Genomic DNA, 12,740 nt, shown 5'->3' on the forward strand with positions numbered 1-12,740 from the left:
AAACCAGTGATGTATATAACTCCTCTTGATTGGGCAAGGGCAGCGTCGGAGCCTGCGTAATTTCTCCACTCCAGATAATAATGGTTCTTCGCATAGCTGATTCCGTTGGAAACAATGAATCCGTCAAGAGTCATCTGTGTCCCGCCTTCAGCATCGTCTGTGAAAATCACATTTCCATCAGCAGTTACAGTGATTTCATCAATCGCAAATCCGTCCAATGCCAAGCCGCCATCTGTTACATATTCGAATGTCAGGCTAACTTTTTTACCGGCAAATCCGCTTAGGTCATATGTCTTATCTTCCCATTCGCCTTTTGAAGATTCAGCACGGGCATCCCCATCTGTATCATCATCACCAATTACATCGAGCTCAGCTTCTGTCCCATCGTCTGCTTTTGCAGTAACAGTCAGATAATCATAATCAAACTCAATATCATAGTAAACTTTCGCATTGAAGGCAGCTGTTTCCGCATTTGTTAAGTCTAATTCAGGCGTCGTCAAAGTCGTATGAAGATCATCACCCTTCGTGCTGTAGTAATATTTCTCGCCAAACGCAGGTGCAATCCCCTTTACTTCTTTTTCTGGAAGATTTACTTTTACAATTCCAGGGTTTTTAGATTTGGTTACACTTTGGTCAATAACAGTTGCCAAACCTTTATTATCAATATCTTCATAATTTACTTCCATAATATTAGCCCAGTTTCCGCCCATGCCTTTTTGGAAAAATTCTTTATTTTGCGGTGAGAAACTAGTTGGTTCAGTACCTGCTATTTCGCCGTTCCAGCTGCCGCCGCTCATGATGGACCATGAAGCAACCGGCTCACCTTGACCGGTATATTGCGTATCATACTCATCCGGCAATCCTAAATCATGTCCAAACTCATGGGCAAACACCCCGACCGCTCCATCTTCAGGCTGAATGGTATAATCGAATGCACCCATTTTTCCGCCCCAATAATCTACCTTGGCTGTAGTATTCGGAACAGCAAATACTCCGCCAAGTGTCCAGCGGTGTGACCAGATGGCATCATCACCAAGCGCTCCGCCGCCAGCTTCCTGTCCTGTGCCGGCGTGGATAATCATGAGGTGATCAACTAATCCATCAGGCTCATTAAAGTTTCCATCTCCATCTAAATCATATAAATCAAATTCATCATATTCCGAAAGATCCATTCCAGCGTTCACAGCTGCTTTTAAAGCCTCTTTTACTAAGTCGCGAGGTCCAAGAGGTGATAGATTATCATGACCTCCGGCAGGACTATCATCACCATAATCGCTCGCATTTCCAGGGACTGTCAGCCATTCTGACACAGTGCCATCCACAGTGTAGCTGCCGCCGGACTGCTCTTCATAGAACTGCTTAAACGTTTTTACTTTATCTCCATTAAATAATTCAAATTCAGTATCGCCAAACATCAGCTTCTCATAGTGCTCTTTGTTGAAATCCTCAGCGTACATATATCCCTCTTCCTGAGTTACATTGTTATGCTTGAAATCTTCAAATTCAGTTAGAAGCACAAGCACTTTGTCTGTTCTGACATCACCATTGTAGCTTGCTTCTTTGGCCGGATCTACTTTTACATAGCCGTCCGGTTTGCCCTTTTTATAGTTTTTATGACCTTTATTCAGCTGCTTTGTCATCTGTTCTTTTTGTTTCGTTAAGAAATCCTTTGTTTTTTTATCAAACTCATCCTTATGGTCATGGCTATTTGCTGAATTTCCAGGCTGCTTTTCACCTTGCTTTTCTTTTATGTACTCCTTAACTGCCTTTTCTATTTCTTTAGAGGAAGCATCCTTTTTAACCAATCCTCTGTCTTTTAATGCCTTCCCCAGCCTGTCTTCATTCACAATATTCAAATCAATCGGTGCAGAAAGTTCCTCTGCTGAAACTTTTGAAGGAGCTGCTGTTGTCCCGGCAAAAGATCCCGCAAATAGTGCAGCTGCCATCATCGTGCTGGCTGTAATGGAAGATACAACCTTAAAAGGTTTTTTCTTATTACTCATTCTTATAGCCTCCTATTTAGTTTTTCTGAATTTTCGAAGTGCGAGATTAATTCTATCAAATTAACATAAAGTTTTTAATAGTCTAACAATACTGTTATTTTAATATTTTGATAACATTTGAGTAGGTAATTTTAATCAATTTATCCGCCGCTAAAAGAAAAAACGGGTACCTATACCTATTTTCGAGGGATATAGAAAAGGAGCATCAGACTGCCTGATGCTCCCTTCCTGTTATTTATTCAATTTAGTAATTCTTCCTTCAACCGCCGGGTTTACTTCTTTCTGCTCTTTAATGTAGTTGATTAAAGCATCAAGGTCGACGATATCCACAGTGCGGTTCCTGCCGTTTAAAAGGGCGCTATAGCCGTCTCCACCATCAGCCATATAGTTGTTTACCGTCACAGAATATTCCTGTTCTGCAGCGATTGGCGTTCCATCGTTCTTTACTAAAGAAACAATCCGATCTCCAGCAGCTCTCGAAGAATCGTACGTCACCTTTAAGCCGGAAACATGCATGATTCTTTCTTTTGAACCCCATTGCTGTTCAAAAAGTTCTTTTATCTGGGCACCGGTCAATGTCAATGTCACAAGGTCATTTCCGAAAGGCTGTACCGTAAAAGCTTCTTTCCACGTAATATCTCCAGCATCAATGCCTGCACGGACGCCGCCTGAGTTCATGAAGGCAAAATCGGTATTGGTCTGCGCAATCATGGAATCTGCAATCAGGTTGCCCATCGGAGATTCTCCATCAGCATTTACCTCTCTCGTAATACCTGTTGAAGTATGACCGATGACTTCATTTAAAATCGGAGCGACATCAGCAATATAAGCATCAAGCATTTGCTTAATTTCTGCATCAGGTTCAACGTCACGTGTGGCGCTTACGATTTCAGCCTTTTTAGCAACAATATCTTTCGTCACTGGATCAATTGTTAAGTCCACATCGGAAAAAGCAGTTCCATAGGAATAAGATTGAACAAGCAATTTCCCGTCCACCACAGTATTTGTGTACTGATGGTTATGGCCGCCAAACATCACATCCACTTCATCATCAACTGCATTCGCAATGTCAGCGAGTTCCTCTTGAGGATTAGACCCATCTATATCGGACTTTACAGGGTTATGAGTAATGACCACAATCGATTTAACACCCTGTTCCTTCAGCTCAGCTGTGTACTTGTTGATTGCTTCCGCTTCGTCCGTGAATTCTACACCTGCCGTTCCGCTTGGCGTAACAATTCCAGGAGTATCGGAATAGGCAATGCCAATAAAGCCGACTGGCACTCCATTTACTTCTTTAATTACATAGGGATCAAGGATTGGCTCCTTTGTTGTTTCATCCACTACATTAGCTGCAACATACGGGAAGTTTGCTCCTTCAAACTCGCCATACTTCTCTACAGTTTTTGGATGGGCCCCGCCATTGATAAGGCGTCGCATTTCGTCTACCCCTTCATCGAATTCATGGTTGCCGACTGTACCTATATCAAAGCCGATCTCATTAAGCATTTTAATTGTTGGCTCGTCCTGAAGTAGGGCCGAAACAGGGGAGCTCGCCCCTACTGCATCACCTGCATGCAGCATAATTGTATTGGGATTCTCTGCTTCACGCTGTTTTAAGTGTGCAGCTAAATACTCGATTCCACCCGCATTCAAACCGGAATTAAATGTATCAAGCTGACCATGGAAATCATTGATCCCCAAAAGTTGGACTTCAAATGGCTTTGGCTCCGGGAATTGAAGCGAATATTTCGCAAAGCCATTGGCTGCTTCCCCCGCATAGCCGATTCCGCTGCCTTCAGCAATCGCATCCTTTGCATCCGGTGAAGATTCGAACGTTACATTTACGCCACCGGCAACCGGTGCAAATGACCAATTGGCATCTGCAGAAGGATCGATGGTTTGTTCTTCTCGGATATAATCAATGATCGCCTGGCGGTTTTCATCCGGATAAAGCTCTACTGCCGTGTTGTTTCTGACTCCAGGGAAAGTGCCGCTGGCCCGATAATTATTTGTCACAACGATGAATTCCTGATCCGGATCAATAGGTGCTCCGTTATACTGAAGATTTTTGATTCTGTTTGCATCAGCATTAACCTGCTTGCCATCTTTATCATACTTAGCAGGTTCTGTTACATCGATCTCATATGTCACACCATCGATTACATCATAGTTATAAGTAGGGAAATCATTATTAATGAGTGACTGTTCTCCCGCTTCATTATCTTTTATCTGATTGAACTGGCCTGCAGACATTTCAAGCCATTCCTTCACATCTGCCCCTTTAATTTTTACCGTAGCGACTGTATTCGGATACAGGTATAGATCGGCTACATTTTTAATGGCGATTGTGCCTTCAGGGATATATGTGTAATAGCTTGCCCCGTTGCGGCCGCCTGCTTTAAAAGGAGCTCCCGCCGAAAGCACTGGTGTATTTTCATCTGGTGTTCCTTTTAATTGCTTCTCAATATACCACTTCTGTGCATTCGTCACAATTTGAATGGACGGGTCATCTTTTACAAGTGCAAAATAGCTGTGGATATCAGCTGTTGTTTCCCCGACAGGCTGGCGGACATAATTCACGGTTCCTTCATGTTCTTCCTTTACAGCTTTCAAAATAGCAGGATCTGCATCTGCAAGGCTTTCCTTGACGGTCGCGCCGGATTCATTTTTATAGCTTCTGAAAATAGACCTTAAAGATGACTGGGAATCCTTAACCTCCCACTTGCCCTTTACCTTGGCAATAGTCAGGTCCATAACGCCAAGCTGATTGCCCCAGCTGCCCGGCATGATGAAGGGCACCCCGTTGACCGTTCCCTTTTCTGCATCCACTTCAGGAAGATCGGTGAAATCTCCCGGAAAATTCTTATGGTTGTGTCCGGAAATAACCGCATCAATGCCTTCTACTTTTGTTAAGTCGTAGGCTGCATTCTCTTCCATCTCAGCATATGCTGCGTCCCCCATGCCGGAGTGCGCAAGTGCAATGATAATGTCCGCACCCTCTTCTTTCATTTTAGGAATATTGGCTTCTACTGATTTTACAATGTCTTTTGTGATGATTTTTCCATCAAGATTGGCTTTGTCCCATTGTGTAATCTGCGGAGTCACAGCACCGATAACCCCAACCTTAATGACCTGTTTTCTTCCTTTTTCATCAACGACTTTTTTCTTGATGATTTTATATGGTTTAAAGTAATTTTTATCGTTTTCCGGATTATTATCATCGTCGTCTTTGTAGACATTGGCATTTACATAAGGAAATGGCGCATCATCCAGAACCTCATCCAGATAATCGAGGCCATAATTGAATTCATGGTTTCCTACCGTAGCGGCATCATAATCTAATAGTTCCATAGCCTTGAACACGGGATGCATTTCCCCATCCTCAAGCTGATCTACTTTTGCTTTATAATCGCCAAGCGGATTACCCTGAATGAGGTCTCCGTTGTCAAATAATAATGTATTCTTTGCTTCTTTTCTTGCCTGTTTGATTAAGGTAGCTGTTTTAGCCAGACCAAATTCAATGGTTTCTGCATCTTTATAGTAATCATAGTTATAAAGGTGTGTATGTATATCTGTTGTTCCCAGTATCCGCAGGCTTACTTCATGGCTGAATTTAATTTCCGGTTTCCCTGCATGATCAGGCTTTGCCGCCATGACAGAATCATATGAAATAGGAGCTGCTAAGACAGATAGGGCCATCGTTGTTGCGAGTATCGTCTTTCCAAGTTTGCGCATAGGCTTTTTCAAATGAATACATCTCCTCAAATTATAGTAGATTAGGATGATAACATTCATAATTCTATCTATTTTTAGACTTATTTGAGAATGAGCAATTAGTCGGAATTAACATAGGAAAATTATTAAATTTTTGTAAAAAAGAAGCCTATTTACCTAATAAAATACAGCACCCTCATAGGGTGCTGTACGATTTCGAATAGTATTATTATAATGTCAGTTACTATTTTCCAGGTCTGCCCTGAACATTAAATGACATCCTCCTGAATTCTTTTTATTGGGTTGGCTGCTCTATAGGAATAGTAAGGTTCACAATTGTCCCTTTCCCCTTTTCACTTTCAAAAGTGATTCCCGCCTTGTGTTCATCCACAATCTGCTTGGTAACCATCAGCCCTAAACCGGTTCCATCCGGTTTAGTTGTATAAAATGGATCCACGACCCGTTCCATATTTTCAGCATCGATCCCGCAGCCTTCATCTTTAATACTGATCAAAACCTGATCGCCCTCCGCCATTTTGGCCGAAATCAGGATCGTGCCGCCTTCTGTCATAGATTCCATCGCATTCTTAACCAAATTAATAAAAGCCTGCTTAAGCATATTTTCGTCGCACTGAATTTTAGGAACAGCTTCCAGATTTTCTGTTTCAAGACGGATGTTCTGATTGGCTGCCTGTTCATGTATGATCGAGATAACATAGTTAATCACTGCATTCAGTTCAACTCTTTTAAACATAGGCAGTCTTGGCTTGCTTAAGATCATAAGGTCATCGGCAATCAGATTAATGCGGTCGATTTCCTCAATCATGATTTTATAGCGGTCCTGATCTTCAGGATGTTTTTCCATCTGCAGCTGAGTAAACCCTCTTAATGCTGCTAAAGGATTTCTTACTTCATGGCCGACTGCCGAAGCCATCTGACCGACAGCAGCCAGCTTTTCAGTCTGGCGGAGCTCCTGGAAAACATGTGTCAGCGAGTGAATATAGGAATAGAAACGGTTCAGCAGAACATATGAAACACTTGAAAAAATGGCCATAAGCACGATTGGCACCATTACCTTTTGGCTGCTCAACAGTAAGCCGGCAAGCAGATACTTCGCAATCATTCCGCCGGTTACTATCCAAAAATAGCGCTTATTCACAAAAATCGGTGAAAATATAATAAATAAAAGTTCTACTGCACTTCCGCTCTGAAATTCCTTCGATTCTCCGAAATAGATCAGCATGCTGTTACTAAAATCTATCAGGAAAAACCCTGCAAAAAATAAGTATTTTACCTGAAAAGGGCGTTTTGTCCTGATTAAATACAGCGCTAAAGGCAAGAGCCCGATAATAGCCAGATAATAACCCCATCCAAGCCCGCCCTTTGGAAGCCCGATGCTGCCGCCAGTATTGAGGGGAAGCAGATAATAATAAAACAAATCATAAAGTGTTAAAATGATATAGAATAGCCATATAAAAAGCATAACTGCTTTTGTTTCTTCTTTTATCAAAGTCTGTTGATTAAAGCCTTTCATCTACATGCTCCTTGGTTAACTCTATTAATATTGTGTCTTTAGCACTATTATATACGTTTATGTCGAAACATGTATAATATGTTATATTCTTAAACTTCAAAAAACCGGCCATGGGATATCCAGGCCGGTTTGTATTTATTACGGTTTTAAGATGACTTTAATGCAGTCATCTTCATGGTCATTAAAAATTTTATACGCACGATCTGCTTCTTCGAGAGAAATCTGATGAGTGATGATTGACTTCGGATCGAATTCCTTATTCGTTATTTTTTCAAATAGCTCAGGCATGTAGTGCACCACAGGGGCCTGGCCCATTTTAATGGTGATGTTTCTCGAGAAAAATTCCTCGAGCGGGAACAGATTATAAGTCAGCCCGTACACACCGGTCAGCTGGACAGTACCAAATTTACGGACTGCTTTCGTCGCGATTTGGATCGGGCCAAGCGTTCCGCCCTGGAGCTTAAGCTTCTGTTCTATTTTCTCTACAGCGGATTTCTTCCCGTCCATGCCGACGCAATCAATGACCACATCAGCTCCGCCCTGGGTGATTTCCTTTATATATGCTCCCATGTCATCATATTTCGTAAAGTCATAGACTTCCACATCATTGGTAAGCTTGGCGTGATTGAGGCGGTAATCGAGATGATCTACTGCAATTACCCGTTTAGCTCCTTTCATCCAGGCAAATTTCTGAGTCATTAACCCGATGGGACCGCAGCCGAGGACGACGACCGTGTCTCCCGCTTTAATGCCTGAATGTTCCACGCTCCAATAGGCTGTCGGCAGAACGTCCGATAAAAAGAGCAGTGATTCATCCTCCAGCTCGCACGACTCCGGTATAACAAATGGCATGAAATTGCCAAACGGCACCTTGAGAAACTCTGCCTGACCGCCCGGATGGTTTCCGTATTTCTCAGTATAGCCAAAATAGCCGCCTGAATCATTATGCGGGTTCGAATTATCACATTGGCTTTCCATATTATGCTGACAATAGAAGCAATGCCCGCACGATACATTAAATGGTATGACCACCCTGTCGCCTTTCTTTACCCTTGTCACATCAGGACCTGTCTCCTCAATGATTCCCATGGGTTCATGCCCGATAACATAGCCGGGCCGCAATGGCATATTCCCCTGATATAAATGAAGGTCCGATCCGCAAATGGCAGTTGAGGTGATCCGGACAATGACATCATCCCGCTTTTCAATTTTGGGATCCTCCACATTTTTTACTTGAATATCTTTCGCTCCCTGGTAGGTTACTGCTCTCATATTTCACACTCCTTTATAGACTTTTACCCTCCTTATTGCATGATTAACTTCACAATATGAAATATTTACCTATTACTGAAAGAATATTATTATGCAAGTGAGGATGCCTGTCTGGGGTTTTTTAATAGAAATGATAAATTTAAGCAAATATAGGCCCAAAGTATTGTTTTATTATTCTGAATTTTATAAATATAATAGAGTTACAGCTCTTCAGCTGTGACCATACATATTCTGAGAGGAGATTTTGAATGAAGAAAAAAAGAGTCATTGGGTCAGCAATACTAAGTGCAGCAATGGGACTATCCGTATTTGCGTCAGGGGCATTCGGTCAGCAGGTTGAGAGCAATGAAACCTATCGGGTCGTCATTCAGGGCCCAAGTGCAGAAAAAGCAAAGGCAAAATCGAACTATGGAGTACGATGGGATTTTGGACAGAATGGTTTTACTACTACAGTAAATGCTAAACAGTATCAGGCACTTTTAAAAAATAAAAACTTAAAGATTGATAGAGTTGAAGAAGTTAAGAACTCACCTGTGACCGCAGCGAAACCTGGATCGGGGGCTGCGTCAGCTCCGGCAGATGGTACACCTTGGGGAATTGAGGCCATTTACAATGACAGCTCCATCCAAAGCACTTCAGGCGGAAACGGGGTAAAAGTTGCCGTTCTGGACACAGGAGTAAATACAGCACATGCTGATCTCGCCGGGCAAGCTGAACAGTGCAAGGACTTTACACAAAGAAAGTCCCCTTTAATTGACGGAAGCTGCGGGGACAAGAACGGACACGGCACACATGTTGCGGGTACTGTGCTGGCTCATGGCGGCGAGAACGGACAAGGTGTTTACGGAGTAGCGCCAGACGCAGATCTTTGGGCATATAAGGTGTTAAACGACAGAGGATCAGGGTATTCTGATGACATCGCAGGAGCTATTAAGCATGCGGCCGATGAAGCGGTCCGCACAGGATCTAAAGTGGTCATTTCCATGTCATTAGGTTCAAGCTCTAAGAGCACATTGATTGCGGATGCAGTTGATTACGCCTACAGCAAAGGTGTCCTCGTAGTTGCTGCTGCCGGAAACGATGGTCCTGCCGATAATACGATTGGCTATCCCGGCGCATTAGTGAATGCTGTTGCAGTGGCCGCTCTGGAAAATGTTCAGCAAAATGGTTCATACCGTGTTGCCGATTTTTCATCAAGGGGCAACCCTGCAACTGATGGAGACTACCTCATCCAGGAGCGTGATGTCGAGGTGTCTGCACCAGGCAGAGCGATTGAATCCACATGGTATGATGGCAGCTACAGCACAATCAGCGGCACATCCATGGCTACTCCTCATGTATCCGGATTGGCTGCTAAGATCTGGGCCCAGAATCCATCAATGTCCCATGCACAGCTTCGCACCGAGCTTCAGAACCGCGCCAAGCAAAATGATATTCTTGGCGGAACGGGAGCTGCCGCTGGTGACGATTATGCATCAGGCTTTGGCTTCCCGCGAGTAAAGTAAGTGAATAATAGAAAAGCTTGGACATTGCGGTCCAAGCTTTTTTTGTTCTGATTTAAATTAAAGTTACTGCAAGAGAGCCTGCCTTTTCTGCTTTCGGTTATAAATGATTTTGGACAGGCTCACACTCGCCTCGTACAGCAGCAGAAGAGGCAATGTGACCAATATATCTGAAATAAAATCAGGGGGTGTAACCAAAATCGCAACCACAATCAGCACGAAATATGCATACTTCCTAATCTTCTGCAGTGAATAAGGATTGAGGATGCCAAGACTGGTCAGGAACATAATCACAACCGGAAGCTCAAACAGGAAGCCGAATGGCAGTGTTAAATGCAGCACGAATCGAAAGTATTTTTCCGTTGTAAAAAAGGCGGTGAACATATCTCCTGATAAGGTCATTAAAAAATTCAGAACCAGCGGCAAAAGGATGAAATATCCGAATGCTATACCGGTAATGAACAGGAAAAATAACGCGGGAATATAGGATAAGGCCACCTTTTTCTCCATTCCGGTAAGTGCCGGGCTGACGAACAGCCAGATTTGATGGGCAGCAACCGGGATGGCGGCTGCAATGGCGACAACAGACGCAAGCATGAAATAGACCCATAAAATCTCAGAGGGTCCGAGAACAGCCAATTTAAAGTCCAGATCCCTAACCAGCCACTGGTAAATGTCGCTGACAAAAATAAAGGATAGTGCCAGGAACGCTATAAAGACAGCAGCTATAATCATCAGCCTCTTCCGGAGCTCTTCAAAATGCTGGAGAACATTTACTGCCTCATTATTCATATTAATCACCTCAATATAAAAGGAAGGAAGATATCCCTCCCTTCCCTATTCATTCTTATAGCAATTCTTTTTTCTTTTCTTCCGGCTGTTCGTCGGAAACAAGTTCGCGTGTGGATTTCTTGAATTCTTTCAGGGTTGTGCCGAATGCCCTTCCGATTTCAGGAAGCTTGGATGGGCCGAAAATGATCAGCGCCAGCACTAGAACAATTATCAATCCTGGTATCCCGATATTTGATAGCATAGTAACCTCCTAGTATTTAAAGCCTGTAATCGCCACAACTCCCGGACGCGGCATAGTATCTCCCTTGCGGTGCGGCCATTTGCTTGTCAGATTGTTCAGGTCTTCCGTCTCTTCTCCCGGATGCTGAATGGACAGGAACAGGGTTGTCTCGTTTGGTGTAAAGGATGGGCCAGTTAGTTCCGCTTCAACTGGAGCTGAAGCAAACTGAAAGGCTTCACCGATATTTTTTCCGATCGTCGGGATGACGAACATGCCATTGTTGGCGAAATGCGTGTAGATTCCTGTATTCAGCTTGCTTGATGACATATCTGTTACAGTCCAAAGATTTCCAAGGCTGTCGAAAGTCAGATTATCAGGTGCACTAAATCCGCTCTGTTTTCCGCCGGCTGCGAAGATTTCAAAATCAAAAGTCAGTGCCCCCAGGTCATCTCCTTCTTCGATAAATCTGGTAATATGGCCGTGGAAGTTGCCATGTTTATCATTGTTGGTGTGGGCAATGAATACCGTTTTATCGAACGGGCTGATTTCTACATCTTCTGGACGGTCAGTAGGCGTTCCGCCCACAAGCAGAGCTGCTTCATGGCAGTGAACAGCCACATCAGCCTGTGTCTGGAATTTCTTTAAAAGGTCTGCATCCCCCTTGACGGCTTTCTGCACATTTTCGATCGTTAATGGCACCCATTTTCCGCTACCCATATTAGCCACATAAAGTGTCCCTTCTTCCAGAAGGTCTGCGTTGGCTTTTCCGCGGGACTTTACATATTTATTTTTGCTGATGAACTTATACACGCATGCATCCTTTTTATCATCACCCATATATACCACAACCCGATTGTCATTGGTCAGGCCAACTGCTGCATTTTCATGGTTGAAACGGCCAAGGGCTGTGTGCTTGCGCGGCTTAAAATTAGGATCAAACGGATCGATTTCCACAATCCAGCCATAATGTGTATCATTTAATCCTGCATCCTTAGAGGTAGATTCGAAATTTTCCTCAGCTGATAAAACTGTGCCCCACAATGTCATGCCGCCAGAACAATTGGCAAAGGTCCCCTGTACATTCGTTGCACCGCCCACTGCTTTTGAACCTTTGGCAGGACCTGTAAGCTGGAACGGAGTCAAGCCTGTAATACGGCGCGCATATTTGGAATCCGTATCCATTTTCCATGTACCTTCTTTATCACGGTAGACCTCGATTATCGATCCGCCCTGGTTGTAAAGCATTTTCTGAATTTGCGCTGCGGTATATTTGCCATTTGCCGGCCTTGCACCATGAACAAATAGATCGCTTGAATATTCATGATTCACCCATAAGAGACCGCGCTTGTCCTTATCAATTGGAAAATATAATGTAAAGTCATTGTTAAAGCCGAATGTATCGCCTTTTTTGTTAATGACATCCCCATAGGCTGCCACAACATCGTATTTGTATCCACGCGGCAAAACAAGATCGTCTTTATCTGTCGGGTCAATCGGCTTAAAATTCAAACCAGAGATTTTCTTCTGGAATCCGAATAAATGGGAGGCTGCCTCAACACCCTTAGCTTCCGCTCTTGGAACCATTGCCCCCAAACCTGTCGAAGCTACAGTCAATGCTCCCACACCTGTACCTACATACGTTAAAAACTTGCGGCGATTCAATTCAGTCATCCTAAGCACCTCTTCATATTATTTGAAAT

General features: G+C 43.4%; 8 protein-coding genes. 1 reads left to right on the forward strand and 7 read right to left on the reverse strand.

From position 1 onward, the window contains the following. From ACEQ1T_RS18340 to ACEQ1T_RS18355, 4 genes are all read right to left on the reverse strand, one after another. On the reverse strand, positions 1-2,003 hold a 2,003-nt coding region (locus tag ACEQ1T_RS18340), incomplete at its 3' end, for an immune inhibitor A domain-containing protein (protein WP_370224105.1). A gap of 231 nt (positions 2,004-2,234) precedes the next feature. After that, positions 2,235-5,753 (reverse strand): bifunctional 2',3'-cyclic-nucleotide 2'-phosphodiesterase/3'-nucleotidase, encoded by a 3,519-nt coding sequence (locus ACEQ1T_RS18345; protein ID WP_370224106.1) that lies wholly within the window; start codon positions 5,751-5,753, stop codon positions 2,235-2,237. A gap of 262 nt (positions 5,754-6,015) precedes the next feature. Continuing rightward, positions 6,016-7,254 carry an ATP-binding protein gene (locus tag ACEQ1T_RS18350; RefSeq protein WP_370224107.1) on the reverse strand — a complete coding sequence of 413 codons (1,239 nt, stop codon included), beginning with the start codon at positions 7,252-7,254 and terminating at the stop codon, positions 6,016-6,018. A 138-nt stretch (positions 7,255-7,392) separates the two neighbouring features. Continuing rightward, complete coding sequence (locus ACEQ1T_RS18355) at positions 7,393-8,526, reverse strand: zinc-dependent alcohol dehydrogenase (protein ID WP_370224109.1); 1,134 nt, start codon at positions 8,524-8,526, stop codon at positions 7,393-7,395. A gap of 248 nt (positions 8,527-8,774) precedes the next feature. Here ACEQ1T_RS18355 and ACEQ1T_RS18360 point away from each other — a divergent pair, with 248 nt between their 5' ends. Continuing rightward, complete coding sequence (locus ACEQ1T_RS18360) at positions 8,775-10,031, forward strand: S8 family serine peptidase (RefSeq protein ID WP_206841809.1); 1,257 nt, start codon at positions 8,775-8,777, stop codon at positions 10,029-10,031. Positions 10,032-10,094: 63 nt separating this feature from the next. Here the strand turns inward: ACEQ1T_RS18360 and tatC are convergent, their stop codons facing one another. From tatC to ACEQ1T_RS18375, 3 genes are read right to left on the reverse strand one after another with little or no spacing between them, the layout of a single operon-like run. Continuing rightward, positions 10,095-10,820 (reverse strand): twin-arginine translocase subunit TatC, encoded by a 726-nt coding sequence (gene tatC / locus ACEQ1T_RS18365; RefSeq protein WP_197204899.1) that lies wholly within the window; start codon positions 10,818-10,820, stop codon positions 10,095-10,097. A gap of 55 nt (positions 10,821-10,875) precedes the next feature. After that, positions 10,876-11,061: a twin-arginine translocase TatA/TatE family subunit gene (locus ACEQ1T_RS18370; protein ID WP_009335004.1), complete on the reverse strand. Its 186-nt coding sequence runs from the start codon at positions 11,059-11,061 to the stop codon at positions 10,876-10,878. A gap of 9 nt (positions 11,062-11,070) precedes the next feature. Beyond that, complete coding sequence (locus tag ACEQ1T_RS18375) at positions 11,071-12,711, reverse strand: PhoX family phosphatase (RefSeq protein ID WP_370224110.1); 1,641 nt, start codon at positions 12,709-12,711, stop codon at positions 11,071-11,073. Between the last annotated feature and the right edge of the window lie 29 nt (positions 12,712-12,740).

The organism is Cytobacillus sp., from assembly GCF_964223445.1.
Taxonomy (GTDB): Bacteria; Bacillota; Bacilli; order Bacillales; family Cytobacillaceae; genus Cytobacillus.